The organism is Providencia sp. TYF-12 (assembly GCF_041344805.1).
GTDB classification, from domain to species: domain Bacteria; phylum Pseudomonadota; class Gammaproteobacteria; order Enterobacterales; family Enterobacteriaceae; genus Providencia; species Providencia huashanensis.
Window position 1 is genome coordinate 2,038,143 of record NZ_CP166833.1, and the last position, 22,419, is coordinate 2,060,561.

21 protein-coding genes and 1 tRNA gene are annotated in these 22,419 nt (G+C 37.5%); 8 read left to right on the plus strand and 14 right to left on the minus strand.

Translation table 11 applies throughout. The annotated features are described in order from the left end of the window. Nucleotides 1-7: 7 nt before the first annotated feature. On the minus strand, nucleotides 8-2,437 hold the full coding sequence (locus tag ABE954_RS09055) for a DMSO/selenate family reductase complex A subunit (RefSeq protein WP_042844393.1): 2,430 nt from the start codon (nucleotides 2,435-2,437) through the stop codon (nucleotides 8-10). Nucleotides 2,438-2,737: 300 nt separating this feature from the next. Next, complete coding sequence (locus tag ABE954_RS09060; protein WP_042844392.1) at nucleotides 2,738-3,988, minus strand: mechanosensitive ion channel family protein; 1,251 nt, start codon at nucleotides 3,986-3,988, stop codon at nucleotides 2,738-2,740. Nucleotides 3,989-4,319: 331 nt separating this feature from the next. Here ABE954_RS09060 and ABE954_RS09065 point away from each other — a divergent pair, with 331 nt between their 5' ends. After that, nucleotides 4,320-4,844, plus strand: coding sequence for an anti-virulence regulator CigR family protein (locus tag ABE954_RS09065; protein WP_210846684.1), 525 nt, complete (start codon nucleotides 4,320-4,322; stop codon nucleotides 4,842-4,844). Between the two features lie 439 nt (nucleotides 4,845-5,283). Continuing rightward, nucleotides 5,284-6,132, plus strand: coding sequence for a D-amino-acid transaminase (locus tag ABE954_RS09070; RefSeq protein ID WP_129466357.1), 849 nt, complete (start codon nucleotides 5,284-5,286; stop codon nucleotides 6,130-6,132). Nucleotides 6,133-6,158: 26 nt separating this feature from the next. Here ABE954_RS09070 and ABE954_RS09075 read toward each other — a convergent pair whose 3' ends face one another. From ABE954_RS09075 to ABE954_RS09085, 3 genes are all read right to left on the minus strand, one after another. Next, complete coding sequence (locus ABE954_RS09075) at nucleotides 6,159-6,734, minus strand: cysteine hydrolase family protein (RefSeq protein ID WP_042844391.1); 576 nt, start codon at nucleotides 6,732-6,734, stop codon at nucleotides 6,159-6,161. Nucleotides 6,735-6,828: 94 nt separating this feature from the next. Beyond that, nucleotides 6,829-8,190: a HAMP domain-containing sensor histidine kinase gene (locus ABE954_RS09080; RefSeq protein WP_048607474.1), complete on the minus strand. Its 1,362-nt coding sequence runs from the start codon at nucleotides 8,188-8,190 to the stop codon at nucleotides 6,829-6,831. Then, a complete protein-coding gene (locus tag ABE954_RS09085) occupies nucleotides 8,180-8,851 on the minus strand; it encodes a response regulator (protein WP_042844387.1) in 672 nt (223 codons plus the stop codon). Before ABE954_RS09085 ends, ABE954_RS09080 begins: the two co-directional genes overlap by 11 nt. Nucleotides 8,852-9,021: 170 nt before the next feature. Between ABE954_RS09085 and ABE954_RS09090 the strand changes: the two genes are divergently transcribed. Beyond that, nucleotides 9,022-9,264, plus strand: coding sequence for a hypothetical protein (locus tag ABE954_RS09090; protein ID WP_129466086.1), 243 nt, complete (start codon nucleotides 9,022-9,024; stop codon nucleotides 9,262-9,264). A gap of 207 nt (nucleotides 9,265-9,471) precedes the next feature. On the opposite strand, the gene ABE954_RS09095 is transcribed toward ABE954_RS09090, so the two are convergent. Then, nucleotides 9,472-9,729, minus strand: coding sequence for a DinI-like family protein (locus ABE954_RS09095; RefSeq protein ID WP_131680985.1), 258 nt, complete (start codon nucleotides 9,727-9,729; stop codon nucleotides 9,472-9,474). Nucleotides 9,730-9,965: 236 nt separating this feature from the next. Between ABE954_RS09095 and ABE954_RS09100 the strand changes: the two genes are divergently transcribed. After that, complete coding sequence (locus tag ABE954_RS09100) at nucleotides 9,966-10,499, plus strand: GNAT family N-acetyltransferase (protein ID WP_129466085.1); 534 nt, start codon at nucleotides 9,966-9,968, stop codon at nucleotides 10,497-10,499. A 9-nt stretch (nucleotides 10,500-10,508) separates the two neighbouring features. Here ABE954_RS09100 and ABE954_RS09105 read toward each other — a convergent pair whose 3' ends face one another. After that, nucleotides 10,509-10,937: a GNAT family N-acetyltransferase gene (locus tag ABE954_RS09105; protein WP_166686843.1), complete on the minus strand. Its 429-nt coding sequence runs from the start codon at nucleotides 10,935-10,937 to the stop codon at nucleotides 10,509-10,511. A gap of 526 nt (nucleotides 10,938-11,463) precedes the next feature. Further along, nucleotides 11,464-11,988: a hypothetical protein gene (locus ABE954_RS09110; protein ID WP_042844382.1), complete on the minus strand. Its 525-nt coding sequence runs from the start codon at nucleotides 11,986-11,988 to the stop codon at nucleotides 11,464-11,466. A gap of 398 nt (nucleotides 11,989-12,386) precedes the next feature. Here ABE954_RS09110 and ABE954_RS09115 point away from each other — a divergent pair, with 398 nt between their 5' ends. Beyond that, nucleotides 12,387-12,719: an MliC family protein gene (locus tag ABE954_RS09115; protein ID WP_210814216.1), complete on the plus strand. Its 333-nt coding sequence runs from the start codon at nucleotides 12,387-12,389 to the stop codon at nucleotides 12,717-12,719. Between the two features lie 234 nt (nucleotides 12,720-12,953). On the opposite strand, the gene ABE954_RS09120 is transcribed toward ABE954_RS09115, so the two are convergent. Further along, entirely contained in the window at nucleotides 12,954-13,463 is a 510-nt protein-coding gene (locus ABE954_RS09120) for a sulfatase-like hydrolase/transferase (protein ID WP_238563576.1), read from the minus strand. Nucleotides 13,464-14,131: 668 nt separating this feature from the next. Here ABE954_RS09120 and ABE954_RS09125 point away from each other — a divergent pair. Beyond that, nucleotides 14,132-15,310, plus strand: a complete 1,179-nt coding sequence (locus ABE954_RS09125) for a hypothetical protein (protein WP_166686842.1) — start codon at nucleotides 14,132-14,134, stop codon at nucleotides 15,308-15,310. Between the two features lie 412 nt (nucleotides 15,311-15,722). Here the strand turns inward: ABE954_RS09125 and ABE954_RS09130 are convergent. From ABE954_RS09130 to ABE954_RS09140, 3 genes are all read right to left on the minus strand, one after another. Then, nucleotides 15,723-15,799: transfer RNA gene (locus ABE954_RS09130), tRNA-Pro, on the minus strand. Between the two features lie 73 nt (nucleotides 15,800-15,872). After that, the gene (gene yejM / locus ABE954_RS09135; protein WP_042843396.1) at nucleotides 15,873-17,588 is read right to left on the minus strand and encodes an LPS biosynthesis-modulating metalloenzyme YejM; all 1,716 of its coding nucleotides are present in this window, start codon (nucleotides 17,586-17,588) and stop codon (nucleotides 15,873-15,875) included. A 21-nt stretch (nucleotides 17,589-17,609) separates the two neighbouring features. Then, on the minus strand, nucleotides 17,610-17,837 hold the full coding sequence (locus ABE954_RS09140; protein WP_004911940.1) for a YejL family protein: 228 nt from the start codon (nucleotides 17,835-17,837) through the stop codon (nucleotides 17,610-17,612). 242 nt (nucleotides 17,838-18,079) lie between these two features. On the opposite strand from ABE954_RS09140, the gene yejK reads away from it, so the two are divergent. After that, nucleotides 18,080-19,081: a nucleoid-associated protein YejK gene (yejK, locus tag ABE954_RS09145; RefSeq protein WP_042843397.1), complete on the plus strand. Its 1,002-nt coding sequence runs from the start codon at nucleotides 18,080-18,082 to the stop codon at nucleotides 19,079-19,081. 137 nt (nucleotides 19,082-19,218) lie between these two features. Here yejK and rplY read toward each other — a convergent pair whose 3' ends face one another. Continuing rightward, entirely contained in the window at nucleotides 19,219-19,500 is a 282-nt protein-coding gene (gene rplY / locus ABE954_RS09150) for a 50S ribosomal protein L25 (protein WP_042843399.1), read from the minus strand. A gap of 165 nt (nucleotides 19,501-19,665) precedes the next feature. Further along, nucleotides 19,666-21,423 (minus strand): DEAD/DEAH box helicase, encoded by a 1,758-nt coding sequence (locus tag ABE954_RS09155; RefSeq protein WP_206227080.1) that lies wholly within the window; start codon nucleotides 21,421-21,423, stop codon nucleotides 19,666-19,668. Between the two features lie 223 nt (nucleotides 21,424-21,646). Between ABE954_RS09155 and rsuA the strand changes: the two genes are divergently transcribed. Further along, complete coding sequence (gene rsuA, locus ABE954_RS09160; RefSeq protein WP_131680739.1) at nucleotides 21,647-22,354, plus strand: 16S rRNA pseudouridine(516) synthase RsuA; 708 nt, start codon at nucleotides 21,647-21,649, stop codon at nucleotides 22,352-22,354. Nucleotides 22,355-22,419: the final 65 nt, after the last annotated feature.

Genomic DNA, 22,419 nt, shown 5'->3' on the forward strand with positions numbered 1-22,419 from the left:
TAACTCCTTAAGCGCGTTTAACTTCAACAAGGTTGGTATGTTGTGGCGTTCCTTTTGCAAGTGGCGAAGGAACATGTGAGGTTAGCGTGTTGATACAACCGCCTATATCTAACCCCTCATTATTGAGAGCTCGCCATGCACCTTGTGGAACAGCGATAACACCGGGTAATACACGCTCTGTAACTTTCACTTTGATTTGAATACGACCACGGTCATTAAAAATTTCAGCAATATCACCATTGTTCAATCCACGTTGTTGTGCATCGATTGGGTTAAGCCAAAATTGGTGAGGAATCGCTTCACGCAGCATGGCAACGTTATAATAAGACGAATGCACATGGCCTTTATCGTGGAAGCCAGTCATTAATAACGTATGTTTTTGTTGCGCTGCTTGTGCTTCAACGCCTTCTTTATTCACACAATATTCTGGAATTGCAGGAATACGCTGACCTTCTGGTAATTCCCAGTTTTTCACACGTTCAGCTAATTGTTCCGAGTAGATTTCGACTTTACCTGACGGTGTTTTCAACGGGTTGTTTATTGGGTCTTCACGGAATTTCTGTAATGCGACATTTTCTGCACTATTCAGGAATTTACGGTCGATGATACCCGCACCATCGGTTTCACTGAACTCAGGTAAATGCGGCATTTTTTCACGCGTTTTGTTATAGCAGAACTCAATCCACTGTGCGTATGTACGCCCTTCGGTAAATTGTTCTTTAACACCCATTTTTTCAGCGATTTCAGCTAGGACATCATAGTTAGGGCGGTTTTCCCATAGTGGCTCAATCGCATTTTGTAGGCGAACTAAGTAATGGTAGGCCCCACTTGCATAGGAGTTATTAATCAAATCGTTAGTTTCAACGGTTGTTACATCCGGTAATAGCAAGTCTGCATATTTTGCTGATGGGGTGTCATGGTTATCCCAAACTAAAATGAATTCACATTTTGATTCGTCTGCAAGAATTTCATGGGTTTTGTTTAAATCACCATGTTGGTTACCAATCACATTACTTGAGTAACACCACATAAACTTGATGTCGTTATTTAATTTATCGACACCTTTGATACCTGCGTTTTCAGCCGTAAGCTCTTTACCCCTTACAATGGCTTCAGACCACATATAAGTTGGGATCAGTGCCTTGACTGGGTTAGGTAAGCCAAAACCTGCTACAGGATATGCATAGCTATTACCCCATAAACCAGTATTGGTACCTGCACGACCGATATTGCCAGACATTAGCGGTAACATCATAATTGAGCGACAGGCTTGCTCACCATTTTCGGTGCGTTGTAAGCCCCAACCTTGTGAAATCCATGCGTGATTAGCATTACCAATTTCGCGAGCAAGTTGTTTTATCCGCGCGACTGAAATTCCAGTCAGTTTGCTCGCCCATTCTGGCGTTTTAGCTATTCCGTCAGGGCCATTACCTAAAATATAATCTTTGTAAGATGCATTGCGTGGCGCAGAAGCGGGTAATGTAGATTCATCCCAGCCAACACAGTATTTATTTAGGAACTCTTCATCCGTTAGCCCTTCTTGGATCATTACATAGCCCAATGAAGCAACTAATGCCGCATCAGTCCCCGGGTAAATAGGGACCCACTCAGCGCCAAGTGTTGTCACACTATCGGTGCGGCGAGGGTCAATAATAATCACTTTTGCTTTGCTTTTGTCCAAGGCATTTAGCGTTTCATAGAATTGACCACCACCTGACATACGAGTTTCTGCAAGGTTATGACCAAACATGACAACTAAATCTGAGTTTTGGATCTCAGATAAATAAGACTCTTCAATGCCGCCATACACATAAGGAGTAATTTCCATTAATTGAGCGTATGAATAAGTCCCATAGTCACCTAAGAAGCCACCCGTTAAACTTAATAAACGTTTACACGCTGCACGCCCGTGCAAGTTCGCCCCTGTAGAGCCGGAGCCATACTGATAATAGATGGCATCACTACCATACTTATCAATGGTATATTTCAACTTCTCAGCGATGATGGTAGTGGCTTCATCCCATGTGATTTTTTTGAATTTCCCTTCACCACGTTTACCAACGCGTACCATTGGGTATTTTAAACGATCTGGGTTATAGGTTTTCCAACGAACTGAGCGACCGCGTAAGCATGGACGAATTTGGTGTTCGCCTAAAGTAGAGTCGTCATACATGGTCTCATTTGAGATACGGCTGATAACACCATCTTTAACATGAACCTTTAATGGACAACGGCTACCACAGTTAACTAAGCATGCGCTATAGCTGATTTTTTCGCTGACTTCGTCAGGCATAATTGCTGGTGCTTTTGCTTGTGCAGCAAAGGGAAGGGTGATTGAGCCAGCAACTGCGGCGACACCCGCAACTGTTGCAGAGGTTTGTATAAACTCCCTCCTGCTCAGTTCTCCAAATTGAGTATTTTTTTTAATTTTATGCATTGACATTGCCTATATGTAAATAACAACATTACTATCTTGTTTTATATGTTAAAAAAAGTTTCTGCTGAGTTACATGACTTACATCAATGTTACCCCTGATAAGTAAAATGTATTTATATAATTTATAAGGCTTTTTTCTGTCAAGAAGAGGGGGGTAGTTCTGTTTTAATTAACTATCGCTATATTTGATTTTATATAATGGTAGGAGGGGAAAGCAGGCAAAAGAGGGATTTCTCCCTCTTTAAATTACTACTTTAGTTGTAGATAAATAAGAAATATTAACTAATCACTAAGTGTTAACTATTTTTCTGTAGATTTACCTATCATTCTAACATCATTTCCGGTAGGTGATTGATGTACCGCTAAATTAAATTGTGGCAGGATAGAAAATATATGGTCAAAGATATCGGACTGAATTCGTTCATACTCGACCCATACCGTTGTATTAGTAAATGCATATATTTCTATTGGTACACCATTTGAATCTGACTCAAGTTGCCTAACCATAATCGTCATATTTTTATGAATATTCGGATGGGATTTCAAATAGGCTTCAATATAAGCACGGAAAGTCCCAATATTGGTTAACTTACGTTGGTTCAATGGGATAGCTTTATCATCAGGAATATTAGAATTATAAATTTGAATTTCTGATATCTTTTTATCGAGATAAGGCTCAAGTAAATTGGCTTTAATGAACAGCTCTGTTTCATCAGGTTGTAAAAAATGCACGCTGTTGGCATCTAATCGGACACTACGCTTAATACGGCGGCCACCTGAATCTGTCATTCCTTTCCAGTTTTTGAACGAATCGGAAATGAGAGCATAAGTTGGGATTGTTGTAACGGTATTATCCCAGTTTTGTACTTTCACAGTCGTTAAACCAATATCGATGACTGCACCATCAGCGCCATATTTAGGCATTTCTAACCAATCACCAATGTTCACCATATTATTGGCTGAAAGTTGTATCCCTGCGACTAAACCCATTATAGGGTCTTTAAAGACTAACATCATGACCGCAGTCATTGCCCCAAGGCCACTTAAAATAATTAGCGGAGATTTGCCAATTAATAGGGCGATGATCATGATACCAATTAGAATAGAAGCAATTAGCTTAATACTTTGGAATATGCCCCGAAGTGGCAGGTGGGCTGTTCTTGCAGCCCGCTGCAATACACCGAGGATAATATCAAGAATAGAGTAAAGCGTTAATAAACCAAATAATAAACACCACGCCTGTGAACCGACTTTAAGAACAGCTTGTGCCGTTGAACCAGGATGCAACCATAAAGTTGCTTGGATATTGACGACCACCCCTTGAATAACAAACGCAAAGCGATTGAAAAGGTTATGTTGAGTAATTAAGTGAGGCCAACTACCTGCAAATTTTTGCCCACGCTTTTCTAACCGTGGAAGTAATAGCTTATGCAAGATAAGGTGTAATACACAGGCAACTATGAGAATTAACCCGAGCACCATGAGTAAAGAGGCGAGGTTAGCATAATCTTGGTTGAATTGACGTACCCAGTCTAGCAGTTGCTGCTGCATGTTTTCTCCTTTTATGTCGTTCTGAGATATGTTCCGCTATAAATTCTTTTTTAATCGATAAACCTTATCATATGTATAGTAAAATTTCATCATTGGTAATATTAAATACTGTCCTAATTTTCATAAGTAGTATTAAGTATGAGTAAATGTATTACTGAATATAAGGGCTAAAGGGCATCAATTATAAATGAAGGTATTCTGTAAGTTAGGTGAATGGATAACATTTACATAACATTACTTACGATAAGCATTATCTGATTGTGGTGGTTCATTACTAAGCATAATGTTCTATACATTACACGACGTAGGTCTAATTCTGTAGGAGCTTGTTATGAACACATTTAAATTGAAAAAATCGGCATGTTTGTTTCTCTTGCAGTTCATCTTATTGCCTGCGGTCTTTATTACGCCATTAGCAGCTAACTCATCCCCGAATGGTAATCAGGGACAAGGGAATGGTAATCATGGCGCCGGAAATAGCAAGGGACATCAGAAAATCCATGGTAATAATAAAGGGGCTCATGTCCAAGCAAAAAATAATGCTAAATCCAATAAATATTATGACAAGCAAAGAAATGCTAATGTTAATTTTACCGTGAGTTTTGGTAACGTTAGGCCTTTAGCAATTGAATATGGTTTAACCGGATATCAAGGTTTACCACCGGGTATTGCTAAACAAGTTAGTCGGGGGAAACCACTTCCTCCAGGTATTGCTAAGAAATCACTACCAGCGGGTTTCACCTCTCAATTACCAGTGTATGTAGGTTATGAATGGAAAATAAGTGGAAGAGACTTGCTTCTTGTTGCGGTCGGAACAGCAATAGTCGCGGAAGTTATTGAAAATGTTTTTGAATAAAAAAAACGACCTTGATTTCAAGGTCGTTATGCAAAAACTATGCAAATTAACGCTAATGATGAGGTAAATAAACGGTTCGGTTGATTAAAAAATAAGTTACATAAAACGTTTTGACAGCAATTCAACAACTTCTTGTACACTACTGATAAATTCTTTAATGCTATTCATCATTGACTCCGAATATAAAAACGTGATCCAGATCACTTAAGGCTATTTTAGCTTTCAGCGTGTTAATGTCAAGGTGATATATAAAATATATTTTAATTTTTAAACATATTTTTAAGCTGAAATGGCGTAAATGGGTTCAAGTGTATTTGCCTGCAAACCTACGAGAAATAATCATACAAAAATGAAATATGTGAAGGGATAAAAAGCATTAATTTCAATATGGTGTATGGTTAATCTTATAAAAGATAAAAGTTGATTGATAAAGGAATCTATCTCAATGATTACTTATGTTAACGGTCAGTTCTTACCTGAAGAACAAGCGTCTGTATCGGTTTTTGACCGGGGGTTTCTCTTCGCAGATGCCGTGTATGAAGTGACGGCCATTATCAATGGTAAGCTAATTGATTTTGAACATCACATGGCTCGTTTACAGCGCTCATGCAAGGAGCTACAACTTTTAATGCCTTGTAGCGTAGCGGAGTTAAAACAGATTCATTTGCAGTTAATTCAACAAAATAGCTTACAAGAAGGGCTTATTTATTTACAACTGACTCGTGGTAATGCAAAAGTACGTGATTTTTTATATCCAGAGACAGGTACTAAGCCAACCTTAGTATTATTCGCACAACAGATGAATATTATTGATAGCGTAAAAGCTAAGACTGGAATTAAAGTGGTCACAGTGGAAGATATTCGTTGGCAACGTTGTGATATTAAAACGGTTTCATTGCTTGCGGCGTCAATGGCAAAAGAATTTGCTAGGCAGCAAGGCGCTGATGATGCTGTTTTTATTAAAGATGGTTATATTACAGAAGGAAGTTCTAGTAATTGTTTTATTGTGAATCGTGATAATCAACTACAAACTCGAGGCTTGAGTAATATAATTTTACCTGGAATTACTCGCCGGGCTGTTATTGAACTTGCTGGGGAGCAGGGAATAGAGCTTATTGAAAAGGCTTTTACACTAGATGATATGTTAGCAGCAAAAGAGGTATTTATTACTTCAGCGACAACATTAGTTTGGCCTATTGTAAAAGTAAATAATCAAGTTATTGGTAAAGGTGAGCCGGGAGAAATTGCAATCCGGCTACGTGAAATTTACCTACAAAAAACCCAATAAAATAAGCAGATATGGAGGTGAATTGATTATTTTATTTGCATAAATTCTTTAACAGAAGAAATCGATATCAATCCTTCTAATGCCTCAAGACTTTGCTCATGAAGCTCAGGTGTTGGGGCTGCGCATAAGTCTTCTAAAACTGTGACATAGTAACCTAAGTCATGAGCTTGTCTGGCACTACTTTGAATCGCTTTTACTGTACTGACTCCGCCAATAAATAGCTGTGTAATGTTATTATCCGTTAGCCATTTATTTAGCTGGTTACCAGCAAATGCGGATACACCTTTTTTAATCATTACTAGGTCGCGAAAATGAACTTCTAAGTCATTTACCCAATTACAGCCATTTTCACTTAATTTTAGAGCGCCTATGTTTTTAGCGTGCTGAAACATTGGGGAGCCGGCAGGTATATCATGGTAATTATCCGCAAAGCCAACTTTAACCCAAATAATCGGGATATTATGATTACGTGCATGGTTTGCTGCTTGGTTTGCTTTTTCGACTATTTTACGAGATTGAGTTTGTTGATAACTTGAGTTAGATAAGCCATTTTTACCAATTATTTCTTCGATAAGATCAATAATTATTAATGCATTGGACATTATTGCCTCTTTATATTGTAAGTATATTAACTTAAAGAGGCTATTGTAAAGGTTAAGTAGAAGCTATGCTGTTAAGTCAATAACATAATTGGATTTAGGGTAAGTCAATAATAAACCCGATACCCTTATCTTCTAATCCATCCGTCACTCTAATCACTGCGCCTATTTTTGTTGCTAAGTTATGGGCTATGGATAAGCCTAACCCACTCCCAATTTCCATTGTTCCCGGTACTCGATAGAAACGGGAAAAAATAAGCTGTCGACTTTCTTCGGGAATGCCGCGTCCATTATCTTGAACTAAAATAGTGGCACCAAAGGGAGTAAGGTCTTTTAGGGTAACTTTTATTTTCCCATCTTTAGGACAATATTTAATCGCATTTTCAATCAGGTTAGTAAAAATATTACTCAAAGCAAGCTTGTCGGTGAGTATATTAAAGGAATCAGAGCTTTGAAGCTCGACATCAATATTTTTGTTAATAGCATAAGGTACATGAGTGGCAATTAAGTTACTGATGAGCATAGGTAGGTCGATATTTTCTTTATTTAATAAGAAATCCTCAGTCTCTAAACGGGCAAGGTCAATTAGTTGATGGGAAAGTGACGCTGCACGATTTAATGTTTCTTGCATGTCATTAATAATTTCTTCTTTTTCTTTCGGATGGTCGATCTGCATTAATAAGTGTAATTGGGCGATAACGGCTGCAATCGGAGTACGCAATTCATGAGCAGCATCTGCCATAAAGCGTTTTTCTCGTTGGTTTGCGGCATCAACACGTGCCATTAAATTATTAATAGCAGCAATAATAGGGCGAATTTCTTTGTATTGTTCTTTGGTTTCTATCGGCGTTAAATTACCGGGCTGACGGCTAGAAATAAGTTTTGCGGATTGCCTTAAAGGACGCAGGCTAAAATATGCGGTAATTAACATAGCAAGTAGCATGATCCCTAAAATAAAAGCGAGTGGAATAGCCGTGCCTTCAGCAGGAGTACCTAACAAAGATTTTCTATCACTATAAGATTCAGCAATGACGATTTCAAACGTGTTATTTTTATTCCATGCAGAGGTAAAATGCCAATCTTTATGTAAAGCCGTTAGTTCGGCTACTGATTTAAGAGATGGGACAAGCAGTTTATCGTTATTGCGATAATAAACATTTCCTTGTTTATCCCTTACTAACATGAATGGGCGATAGCTTATATCATCCCCATTTTCCATGGCTTCCATATATAAGGCTTGTAAGCTATCAGCTATTTCATTGAATTGTTCAGGGTCATCGGAAACCACGCTGAGTGTTCTAGCGAAACCTTGTGTAATTATATTTTGTTGTTCATTTAATTCGTCATGAATAGCTGGCCAATAATAAAATTGTAACCAGCCAACTAATAACAACCATAAAAAAATGACAGAGGTAATTTGTAAACCGAATGTATAAATAAAAAATGATTTAACCTTCATGGCTGTACTTCTTTTTTAATAAGTAACCAATACCTCGGATAGTAATAATACGCTCTTTTCCTATTTTACGGCGCAGATTATGAATATGAACCTCTAAGGAGTTGCTTTCTATATCATCAACACCAAATAGACGTTGCTCTAAGTCGACTTTTCTAACAACGTTATCGGCATTTCTTATTAATTCATACAATAGTAAATATTCTTTACCAGATAGAAAAAGTAATTGACCATTAAGTGAAACTTGGTGATTAACTGGATTTAATTGTAGGTTATCTAATTGCCATATTTCAGACGAAAACCCAGCCATACGGCGGCTAACTGCTTTAACTCGAGAAATAAGCTCTGGCATTGCAAATGGTTTCGTCAAAAAATCGTCCGCCCCTGAATCTAAACTGGAAACCAAATTATCCATTTGATTTCTAGCCGTTAGAATAATAATTGGGATAGATTCCCCCGCATTACGCCATGCAATTAACTCCTGATGACCATCACCATCTGGCAAGCCTAAATCTAATAACATCAAATCAAAATTCCGAGAAGCGAGTTGTTGCTTTGCATCAGCCAGTAGTCGTACCCAACATGGATTGAATCCAGCAAGTTCCAGCCCTCGGCAAAGCGCCTTCCCCAGTTGGAGATCGTCTTCTACTAAAAGGATATTCATTTTATCACCTCTGCTTACAAGTATAAGCATTCAAACACTGACAAACAACATATCTAACTCTTGGCTTAACTAGATTTAAGCTTATCTTAAGGATAGTTTAACCGCTCTTTAAGGTATAAAAAAATAGTCTGTTTATGATTATCCTACATACTAAGAATAAGGGCATTAAAATGAAAAAAACCTTATATGGAGTAGCAATATTCATTGTAATTATCCTGATAACATTGACTTTTATTACTAAAGATTATAATAAAATGCCAGTTGTAAGTATTTCAAATCTAGCGATAAGTGAAATCTCAACTTGTACAGAACTAAAAAAATGTATTTCTCAAATTAAGATTGCAGATAATAAAAAAGATAAAACAAGTTTATTAAAAGTTATTAAGGATTTTTTAAGGAAAAAAATTTACTAATAATAAATGAATGTGATTACGGTATGAATGGGGCTCATGCTAAATACTGGGATAGGGCGTTATAACTTAATTGGAATATAGGCAAAAAGTAGGTTAACAGGCCAATGATTGGGATAAATAGCTTAACAAGCTTTAGTACGAATTTTAGCTTTATAAAAATAAAGGAATGAGTTAGTAGTAAACAGCATTCCTTTATTTAGGTACCGATTATTCTGTAATTTCTTCGGGAATCCAGCCGTCATCCATCCAAATTTCCTCCAATATTTCTTCAATACGAGTTTTATCCTCCGATATTTTTGTACCTGAAATATTTACACGTTGTTGAGAGCTAAAGCCAACTCGAGTGACCATATCTGGATACTGATTCTGTAGTTTACGTAAGATCTCAGACTCAAGAGCATGTAAAACAGTTGAACTTGGTTTCTGTGGTGCATTTTTATCAAATAACACTTCAATCCGTAACATAATGACCTCTAGTAAGGACTGTATTAATATACAGTATTTTTAAATGTATCAGTGTGAAAAGTCAATATCGATAAGTAAATATTTTATTGGTAAAAATAGAGTCAGAATAATATTAATATAAAACAAAAAGTTAATGTTACTTCTTTCGCTGCTTAGGGCAATAAACGGGTTGTCAGGCAACAAAAAATCCGTATTCTTAAGAAAAAACAGGGTTTATTAAAGTGAGTTTAGTCTAAATGTTACGATCTAGCCGTATGTCGAGGGAAAATATTGAGGAAATAAATGCCATTAATCAACTTTATGATAAGGCATTTCCTTTGTACGAACAGAGAAGTTATCAAGGGCGTAAAGCAGTATTAGGCCAAGATGACTATTACTTATATTACTTTGCTAATAGCTCTATTTTTGTTGGTTTTATAGGTTGCTGGAAAATTAATGATTATTTCTATATTGAGCACTTTGCTATTTCCGCAGAATTAAGAGGGCAAGGATATGGTCAAAAAGTATTGAAACAATTTTGCGGGAATGTAGGTAAAGTTATTCTTGAAATTGACCCTGTAATTGATGAGATAAGCAAAAAAAGGCTCAATTTTTATCAACATTGCGGGTTTCAACGAAATCGATACTCGCATACTCATCCAAGCTATTACCCAGAAAATAAGCCTCATCAGCTCGAAGTATTAAGTTATCCTAGCGCCATTAGTGATGACGCATATCGGCTTTTTGCTCATCAGTTACAACAGACGATTATGGATAATTCGTTGTTATAATAAGGGTACCTAGATAGTTTTAACTCGGTTATAGTAGTAAATGAGTTCTGGGTCATTATCGTCTAGGTTATCAATATAGCCGCTAGGAACAAAGCCAGTTTTCTCAAGGAGCTTTTGTGTAGCCAGATTTGACTGATTAGTCGATGTGAAAATTTTATCCGTTTTGCTTTGCTCTTTTAATTTATTAATCAGTATGTGACCAAAGCCTTGACGCCGATATTTGTTATTTACCATTAATAATTCAATAAAATCATGTGAATAAAAATGATGGGTTAATACACCATAAGCCAATATTTCATCATTTGCTTCTAATACAAAACACGCATTTTGCTTTACCCACTGCGTGATTTCCAGCAGTCTTTCTGGTGTTGCTACAGTATCAATAAGAAAAATAGCGCTCACATCATGAGATGTGGTTAATCTGAAATTTATATTCATTAGCTATTGTGAGCCTGCTTTTGTGTAAATGGAATCACAGTTTAGTCTTTAGTCGCATGAAATCAATAGGTTGTTATCAATCTATAGAATTATTGTTTTTGGTGACAAGACCGATTATATGATTAAAATAGCAAATAAACACGGCTATAACTATGAGTATTGAAAGCTATAGCGGGTATTAATATCCCCTGATTAACTCACCAACAGATGAATCAATAGCGGATTCGATACGTCAACGTTTTATGGATATGTTCCCAAAACATCTATCGATAAGATTGATTTTTAACATTTTTCTCTCACCTTGATCTTGTTTTTAGTACTGTTCTAATTATTTTCACTGTATCGGCTATTGTTAAATTTAAATACTTACTGTATTTGTATTAATAAAATCTAATATGGTTAAAAACAATATTACAAGATAAGGGGGCTGACAGATGATTAAACTGGAAATAAAACAATAAAAACGCGCCTTATACAATGTAGACCGTTTTTATTGTGAGAGTAAAAAAAACAAGGAATAAATCAGTTATTTTACAGGTGGTACTTTTACATCTAGGTCATATAGCCTTAGTATTGAAGGAGCATCATCTACTTCTGAAAACTTAAGCTTCACTTTAGATGCCGCTCTTTTGGGAATACTAATATCACTTTGAACCCCATTTAAATAAGATGTAAACCCATCTTGGTCTAAGATATAAATGTTATTTTTATCATCAAAATTTGTTAAGCGAATTGCTGACTCTGATTTATTTTTTATAGCTAATGTCAGCAGATACTCAGTATCAGCAGTTTTTTCAGATTTTAATACTTTTATCTCAGTGTATTTATTCAGGTTTTCCAAGTCGTAAATGATAATAGCACCATCAACGCTGCTCCCAGAAGCTCTCCCTTCATCAATACCTTCCTTGAATCCGGATAGTGCATCTTTACTTGAACTTGTTATTGATGATGTTATTGATTTCATGCCATCTTTAATGAGGCTAGTGTCATTGTTACTATCAGAGAGAGCGTATGTGGATATAAGTAAGAACATATATGCTAATTTTTTCATTGGTACCCCAAAAAGTTTTTTCAAATTATAGCAATAGCATATGATAAATATATTATGTAATGAGTAGTCTTATTCTTAGATTAATCAGTTGAACAGTCAGCTGTTTTTGAAATGCTCGCATTTTTTCGACACATTGGTTTATTATGTTGGATATTCAAGTTCCTACACCTAGTCACATTTAAATAAGCGGAGCTATGTAGAATTTAAAAAGATGCTCACCTAACTAATTAGTCTGAACTTACTAAACCACTAAGGTATTTTTTGTTCTTTTGGGGGGCTTGATTCTGAATATCGAATATAATGCAGATCTTTGGTTACGGAATTGTCTTATTATTTTACTCAATATAGGAGTTTAAAATCATTAACGGATTTAATACTTTTATATGATGGAGCATTACATGAGTAAAATTAAATTTATCCCTGCTATTATTTTAGCTTCTATTTTCATGGCACAGCCTTCACTGGCCGCTAAAACAGATACTTATAACTGTGAAGGTCAGAAAATTAAAGCGTCATTCCCAAATGATAAAATCGCAGTAATCTTATATTCCGGTGAAATTATAGTCTTGAATGAGGCACCAAGTGCAAGTGGTGCAAGATATACGGGTGAAAGCTTTCAATTGTGGTCTAAAGGTAAGAATGAATTTAATTTAGCAACCATATCAGAGGATGATATTGTAAACGGAAAAACCTCTGACGATAAAGGCCGTACGTGTAAATTGGTTAAATAAATTCAATTACTTTATCAATAACCTTAGTAATAAGGACTACTCTATTAAGAGCCCCCAATTACTGGGGGCTTTATTCGATCGTGTAAAATCTTACCTGTCTATAGACCTAATTGAAAAGTATTCTAAACTAGCCTAGTCAAGGCGAAAATTTCACGTTTTGAAGTACTAGGGTTACCCAGCCGACTAGGCGTTGAACTCATCGACTAAAAACATAAACTAATGGCTACGAATATTTTAGTGATACTGATATGGGTATTTTATATCATCATTTGGTAGTTTATTAAAATCAATAATGTGTTGATCAAAATCGATCACATTACTTTGCCCTTTACAATCATTATTGGATAGCATTTTACATGTGGGTTTTATATTATTAGCATTAATACCCAACCACTCTGCAAATAATTGAAATAAATTAAGCCCATTTCTTTGTGCTGATATTATTTCACGGTCAACAGAATTAGAAGATGTAATAAATAAAGGGACTTCAAAATTTTGTTTACGTTTATCACCATGAATTAAATCTTGTTGATTATCAATAAAAGACAGACCGTGATCTGCAAAATAGAGCATAGACCACGAGTTTTTACTCTTTAATAATTCTGAATATATCTGAGACAGTAGTAGATCAGTGTTTTTTATACTTTGTACGTAGCAAGATAAATCTTTGCTTTTATAAAACTGCTGATATGAATTTGAAATTCTCACACAAAATGGTGAATGGCTACCAATCAAATGGATCACAATCAGTTTTTTCTGGAAAGTTCTTAGTACTGCCACTGAACTAGGACAAGAAGAATCTGAACATGTGGAGGAAATAGTAAAAAAGCCATAGAAGCTCAAAAGTGGTTTACTGAGTTTGGGCGCTACAAGGCGGTAAAGCCAAGTGGAAGAGAATATAATTAGAGCTTCCCGATATCCCGGTCCTTAAATTTAATGGTGCTACTAACGAGCTTTTAATTACCCACAGTGTTATTAGTCGCAACTGTCGACATGCTGTAATGACCGCCTGCCTATACCTTTATCCCTCTGAGATATCGATCATTATCTTTGTTAAAGCTTACCGCGATAAGTTGTAGAGAGTTTTATGTGGCTATTTTTCACTTGATGAGCAATTCCGTGAAGAATAGTTGAAAGAGCAGGAAATGAAGGGGAAAAATAGGGCACAGGCTCTAGGGTTATTGTGTATGGGCGGTGTTTTGGTGTTATACAGGCCGGTCTTTAAGTGATTTTTCAATGTTGTTATTTATAGTGTATGTACTATTTTTAGTTATTATCTTGGTGTTTAACTCTGTTATAACGCATGATTGGTGTAATTTTTTGTTGTAACTTATGTGGTTATTTCATGCTCAAATAGGAAAAGAGCCATATAATTAATAAAACGTGAAATTATTAAAAATAATAGGTCATCTATGAATAAGTGTATAAATGGTTTGTTGTCGGCGGTGGCATTAATACTAGGAGGAATTATAGCTACTTCTCATGCTAATGATTTACGTGTACCTGTGGGAGCAATCGGGTATTTAGGTGAGGTTTCCCCACCTGTGCGTACTGTTTATTTTGAACAGGTTTTAAATAACAGTGATATACTTCCAAATTTCCCATTTATTGAGTTGATTACATGGAAGTGGAGGGAAGGTCCTGATTCAGCATTTGTCTACTATCCTCAAGAAGGAGCCTATGGGATCTCGTTATTTAATGAATTTGATGAGAGCAACCGTATAATATTATTGATAAATGGGGTGTTTTCCACTACATACGCTAGATATAATATTCCTTATGATTGGAGTTCAGGAGTGCGCTGGGAAACTGCATCGTTTTCATTAAGGCATTCTAAAATAAGCTCATCAAAAGGTATGTACCATGTGCCGTACGGTATAAACTATAGTGGTTATTTTGATTTTGGGCTCGAACCTAAGTCAGGTACACCTGGAGTTTTATATACTACTTTTACTCACCCCGCTAAATTTACAGGTGTTATAACAAGTTATTCAGCATATGCTCCACAGCCCTTAAAAAAAGGGCGCTACCTTGCAGATGATACTATTATGATGGCCCACCGAAATGGGTATGGAGATGGATACCCTAAAGATAAATCTGAAGCGGTATTTATTGGTGAGCATCAGTACATGGGGATATTTGTTGTTGATACATGTAAAGTATCCGCAATAACAAACACGAAGATTGATTTCGGGGTACAGTTAGCGGGGACTTATCCAAGTCCTAAGAATTTAGCTAATGCTCTTGCTCAGGTTAATGTTAATTGTCCAGATACTGGTAAGTATTTGATCTCTATTAAGCCAAACAATGCTCTAGTGGATGGAAATTATACTGGAATGGTGCTGGACCCGTTAGATGGAAATTCAGATGATTTGCCTTATATAGCCACATCGATTGATGCGACTGCTAAAGGTGATGAAGTTTGTATTGCTGACTCTTCTCAAGCCATTAATTATACGAAAAGTAAGCAGGTTTATAGCTCCGTTGGGGGAAATTTTATCCAAGGGTTAAACTTTGCTTTATGCGTTAATGGAAAAATAGCTCCAGGAAAATACCGCGGTAGCTTAGATGTCAATTTTCTGGTTGAATAATACAGTTTCTGTATAGCTTATATTTCGTATTAGGTCGCTTATGCGGCCTTTTTGTTCACTTCAATTTGTACTCTTGCTAACCTAATACTCAGTGGGAATCTATCACTTCTAGGCTTGTAATCTTAATACGCTTCTTAATTGGGGATTTTGGCTTTATTTTGGTCTTTACGGTTAGTTACCATGAATTAAAACCAGCAGGGGAACGTGAAGCAAATCTTATTAAGTACTTTTTTGTATTAGGTTCATTCCTATCAATGTCTGCAAATAAACACTAATGCGCCAGCTTGAGTGGTTGGGGCACTTTGATATTGAAATAGAAACTATTGCGATGGAGTTTTAGCCCCATTTTACCTCGCTTAAAATTTAGGCATAAAAAAACCAACCTTAAGCGGTTGGTTTCTCTATAAAAAGTTGGTCGGCATGATAGGATTTGAACCTACGACCCCCGACACCCCATGACGGTGCGCTACCAAGCTGCGCTACATGCCGAACTTTGTTTTATACTACTCAATTTGTCTCTAAAAGCAATAGACTAATGATACGACTGGTTGATATTTAAGCATTAATTCTCATTAAAACGCTTTAATTCTGTGAAAATTTTCAACAGCTCAGCCAAATCTGGTTTTTCGTCTTTTTCGATAGCCCCTTGTTTATCGTAGATATTAAACTGACCATTATGATCCATATAGAGCGTGGCGGTATCGGTAGTAATAACGACATCATCATTGTCACCAGTGATCACCCATGGATAAACGCGTTGATTACTAAACAAATCCTCACCCTGACTATAATCATCAGGCGGGTTGTTTACATGTAATAAACGCTGCATTAACGTGGTCATGACATCTTGATGGCTTGTAAGCTTATCAATCTGTTGAGCGGGTGTATTTGGCCAATAAATAAATAATGGCACTTGCATTTTGTCACGATTGAAGCGTTTATTATTCAACCATTCATTTTCTGCTTTTCCATTGTTATTGTAATTTGCAGTCACGATAACAATGGTATTTTGTAAGCGACCATCACGTTTTAATGTAGCCATCACACTGTTAATTTGTTCATTGGTTTTTGCGCTACCAGGGGCCCCTTTAATATTAAGGAAAGAGAACCAAGGGGAATCGTGTTTCAAATTACTTAGCCAGTGATTCCATTGTGAGATGGTTAAATTGTCGTTATCTGCAGTTTTTGCAGGTAACGAGTAGTCAGATAAAATAGCTTGCCTAAATAAAGGTGAATTGAATCCATCGGTCGAGAATAAACCAAATTGATAACCTTGGTGTTGCAGAGCCGAAATTAAAGCGGATGGATGCCTACCGTTTAAAATGTTATCAAAATAAGTTGATGATATTCCATAGAATAAGCCAAATAATGCGGTATCGTTACGCAAACCCGTTGTATAGTGGTTGGTAAATTGCGTACTAATCTCTTTAAACGCATTAAGTGAATTCATTGAATCCTGCTGGGACTTGTCCCCGAGGTCATCAATCACTAACAACAATAAGTTATAGCCAGCACCTTGGTCATAGTAACTTAACGGTTTTAGTGGGTAGTTTAGTTTCAATGCCGTAGGGCTACCTTGTTGGAATACGCGGTTTTGATGTTCGGTTAAGTTTAATAAACCATACTTATCAAGTAGCTTACGTGCCGTCATTGGTTGCGATAATGGGTAATTATAGCGTTGCATAGTAATAGGGCGATAAAAATTGGCATCAGCCCAAGCATACATAAGGTGTGACATAATAAAAGTCACAATAAAAATACTCGCAAGCGGCTTACCAAAAGTTTGCCGGTTTAGGCTACGAAGTTTTTGCCAGCTCCAAGTGGCAAATAGCATCTCAAGTAGAAAGATAATAGGGATGCTAATAAACATTAACTGCCATTCACGGGCCATCTCCCCCTTGGTTGGGTTGATGACGAGATCCCAAACTTGTGGTGTTAGGTGAAGGCCGAACTGACTAAAAACACGTATATCAAAAATTAACAGTGTCATCCCTGCTGTCGCAAGGGCAACACAAAGTAGCCTCAGTAGCCTCTGAGACATCACAATAAAGGTCAGTGGAAAAATAATGAGTAGGTAAGCGGCAAAGACCACAAAACTAAAATGACCTAACCAACTGACGAAAGCATAAACACGACCAGTTAAGGTATCTGGCCAATCAAAAATAAACAGATAGCTACTGCTTAGTACAAGACTAAGCAGTATATTGAATAGTGCAAACCAGTGTCCCCAACCAATCATGGCAGAGACTTTGTCACGGTAGCGCAGGTGGGTGACCATACTGTTTATTTCATTAATCAATTAGTGTGATTGATCTTCTTTAACAGAAGAAAGTAATGCGTTTGCAAAGGATTCTGCAATCATTTTACGTTGCGCTGGCGCAACAGAAGTATTGAGCAGATTCGTTACCATATTACCTAACACCATAAGGGAAAGGTCAACAGGTGTATGGTTTTTTTCTAACACACTCACGAGGTCAGAAAGTAAACCTTCAACTTTTTCATCACTATAGCGAGATGATTGTGGCATAAATTGAGACATCCTAAATTAATGAAAGCTCCATATCATAGCGTATAGCTGCTGTTTTTTCTTCTTTCTTCGCAACAAATTTTCGTTTAAGTGATAATAATGTTTATTCAGATTCGTAAAGTGCGTATTAGTTCAGCATTTTGAGGTTGAAAAAAGAACAAATGATAGTTTCTATTGCAGAGTGATAATATCAGTGTTTGAATACGCGCGACAATATTTCTGCTATAAAAAAGGAGCCAACAATGAGTCTGGAAATTACCCAGATAGCTTTACATCAGTTGATTAAGCGGGATGAACAAACCCTTGAGGTGATGTTACGGGATTCTTTATTAACAGCGGATGATGTCGTACAGGACATGATGGCAGAATTACACCGAGTCTATAGTGCAAAAAGTAAAGCATTCGGTGAGTTTAATGAAGAAAGTGAACTGGCTGATGCTTTAAAGTTACTGCGTAAAGGTGAAGAAGAGTTTTTAGGTTTCAGCCGTGCGATGACGGTACGTTTAAAGGATGAACTCGCTAAATACCCTTTTGCTGAAGGGGGGATCGTTCTTTTCTGTCAGTATCGCTACCTTGCTGTTGAATATCTTTTGATTTCAGTTTTGAGTAGTTGCGATAGCATGTTTGTCACGGACACTTTAGATTTAGGAACGACACATTATTTAGATATACCTCATGCGGATATTGTCGCTCGTATTGATTTAACCGAGTGGGAAACAAACCCTGAATCAAAACGTTATTTAACCTTTTTAAAAGGGCGGGTAGGGCGTAAGGTCTCTGATTTCTTTATGGATTTCTTGGCGGCTTCTGAAGGGTTAAACGCAAAAGTACAAAATAAGGGGTTAGTTCAAGCGTTAGATGATTTTTGTGACAATGCTCAAATGGATAAAAATACGCGCCAAGCGTACCGCCAGCAAGTCCATAGTTATTGTACTGAACAACTTCAATCAGGCGAGGAAATTGAATTGCAGGCATTGGCAAAAGAGTTGCCAATGGTGGAAGAGCAAAGCTTTGATGATTTCGCACGTCAAAATGATTATCAACTAGAAGAAAGTTTTCCTGCTGATAGAGGAACACTAAAGCAACTGACCAAATTTTCAGGAAGTGGAGGGGGGATCACTATCAGTTTCGATGCTATGTTGATGGGGGAGCGTATTTTTTGGGACCCAGTAACTGATACATTAACTATTCGTGGTACCCCACCTAATTTGCGTGACCAGTTACAACGACGTGGTAGTAAGTAAAATTACTGAAGGAAAATTAGTTCTTTGCCAGAATAGCGAAGGCTAAAAAATAAATACCCTAGAAATAAATAACGCCGCAATTGCGGCGTTATTTACTCGGCGTCCCGAAATTTCTAAAGCTCGGCTGTGGGCTTTAATTAAGCGCGCAGGAAGTCAATGTGCGTCACTTTTGGTTTAAATGGGTGACGTTGAACAGCCTGAACTTTTACTTTAGTTTCTTTACCATCGATAACCAGATTCAGAACTTCGTAAAATTCTGCTTTGCTTTCTTGGTTAATGATTTCATCGTGGTTTAAAGTCACAGAGATAGGCTCTTGGTTGCCACCGTAAACGATAGCTGGAAGTTGGTTATCTCTGCGCAGGCGGCGGCTCGCACCCTTACCCTGCTCTTTACGTTCAATTGCATTGATAGTTAACATTACTATTTCTCTATAAAAAGAAAAGATAAATCCTGCTACAGGCGACCCAGCAGCAGGTTCGAGATTTGGCCTAAGAATATTTCATTCAGAGAATGTGATATATGAAGGCGGGCGGCATTTTAACGAAAAATCCGCCATCCAGCAATCATTAAGATCGCCTTAGCTTTAAGATAGGCTGTCAGCAACGCGAAAACGCCCTTGATAATCGAAGATTTTTTCACGTATTTCCCAATAGCGTTCTTTTTTCCGAGCCACGATAAATTGTGGATAACGTAATAATGATTGTTGTAATAAAATATCATTAGCATTATTCCACTTAAATGGAACTCCAGGCGCACGTTGATGTTCGCGTAAAAATCGAAATTCAAAGGCTTGTCGCTGAGCTGGTGTTGTTAAACGAAACCTTTCAGAAACGCTGGTTCCGTCCTCATCATAATAATTAATCTTAAGCCATTCACCTTTTGCATCATGGCCTGTCAATAGTTGCATCCCACCGCAACGTAAAATTAGGGCATCCTTTAATTTAAGTGCAGCTTTTAGCATATCATCAGGGTCAGTGAGGACTTCTTGGCATTGTTGGCAACGACGTGCGGCAATATCATTTTCTGCGCCACAATGGGGGCACTGTTTAAATCGAAAACGGAATTCACATTGTTGTTTTTGTCCGTGTTGATTTTCTTCCCAACCTTGGCAGCGACGACCATAGTGTTCGATAATTTGCCCATCAGAAGTGCATTTCCCCCAAAAAGTATTGGCAAATTGGCATAATGGGCAAAAAACTTGCACGGGTACACTCGTTGAATTGGGTTTACTTGAGCCGACTTCCGGTCGAAATAGGTCATGAGGGTTGCCTGCATAATCTAAAATGAGGCATTTTGTTTTCCCGGTGGCAAGTCGCAGGCCTCTGCCGACAATTTGTTGATACAAGCTTACGGATTCGGTAGGGCGTAAAATAGCTATTACATCAACATGGGGGGCATCGAAGCCCGTGGTTAATACAGAAACATTGACTAAATAATGTAATTGCTTGTTTTTGAAACGTTGAATGATGTCTTGCCTATCAGCAGCGGGGGTATCTGCCGTCACAAGCGCAGCCGTATTTTTAGGTAGATAACCCAGTATTTCCTTTGCATGTTCTACTGTTGCCGCAAAAATCATACAGCCTTGTAATGGCGTTGCATACTCAACAATTTGAGAAACGATTTTTGGCGTGATCCTTTGTTGCTTTTTAAGTGATAAATTGAGCTCTTGTTCATTAAAAATACCAGATGAGCTCAGTGATACCTGACTAAAGTCATATTGCAAAACGGGCATATCCAACCGTTCAGGAGGGACGAGAAACTTATTTTTAATCATATAATGTAGTGGCAATTCATAAATACATTCACGGAAAAAACAGTTTTCATCGCCCCGCACCATACCATGATAGTGGTATTGGTAAATCCAGCCACTGGCAAGCCTATAAGGCGTCGCTGTTAACCCCAAAATACGTAACGTAGGGTTATGAATTTGTAAGGCTTGAATAATTTGCTGGTATTGGCTTTTGTCATTCAGGCTGATACGGTGGCATTCATCAATGATAATTAAAGAAAAGTGAGTATTGAAAGCATCAAGGTTCCGGGCAACCGATTGTACACTCCCAAATACGACCTTACTTTGTGAATCTTTTTGATTCAGTCCAGCGGCAAAAATATCAGCCTGTAAGCCATAAGCGAGGTATTTTCCATGGTTTTGCTCAACGAGTTCTTTAACATGGGCTAACACAAGAACACGACCACGCGCAAGGCGAGCTAACTCTGCGATGACTAAGCTTTTCCCCGCGCCAGTAGGTAGAACAATAACCGCAGGTTGGGTGTGCTTGCGGAAATAATGCACTGTTGCATCAACGGCTTCTTGTTGATAAGGACGTAAAACAAAAGACATATTATTCAGTATAGAGTTAATAAGTTGGGAAAAAGGCGTTAAATTTAATTTAAAACCATGGCTCTGTCTAAAGATCTGAGTTGCTGCTAGGAAACTATCCCTTCACTAGGGTTATTGATATAATGAATTATGTGATAATAATCACAGCAACCTTTCATTCTATATTCTGACAGTTGAGTGCTATTGTACGCCTCACTGGCATTCCATCAAGTTAAGAGAATCTATGCGACTGGATAAATTTTTGTCCCAGCAATTAGGGATAAGCCGCAGTTTGGTAGCGCGTGAATTGCGCTCAGGGCTGGTGACAGTTGATGATGTAATCGTCAAATCGGGAGCCTTTCAAGTTACGACCGACCATGAAGTCGCTTATGATGGCAATGTTCTTGTGCAAGTAACAGGGCCTCGTTACTTTATGTTGCATAAACCCCAAGGGTATATTTGCTCGACAGATGACCCAACGCATCCCACTATACTTTATTTTATCGATGAGCCGCTCGCTCAAAAACTTCATTCAGCAGGGCGCTTAGATATTGATACGACAGGGTTAGTATTGCTAACTGATGATGGGCAATGGTCTCATCGGATTACATCACCAAAACATCATTGTGAAAAAACCTATCGTGTGCAATTAAGTGACGATATCGCAAATGACGTGGCTGCACAGTTTGAGCAAGGTGTAATGCTTAACGGTGAAAAAACCGTCACTAAGCCAGCCAAACTTGAAATCATTAGTCCACGTGATGTTAGATTGACGATTAGCGAAGGGCGCTACCATCAGGTAAAACGTATGTTTGCAGCGGTGGGTAACCATGTTTGCGGCTTGCATCGGGAACGAGTCGGGGAAATATGGCTCGATGATTCGCTTGAGCCCGGTGAGTATCGGCCGTTAACTGAAGCTGAAATTAACAGTATTAATGTATCACGTAAATAAAATGCAGGAGTTTAAAGAGTGCAACAGCAGCGTTCATCCTATTTGGGGCTGATATTAATTTTAGG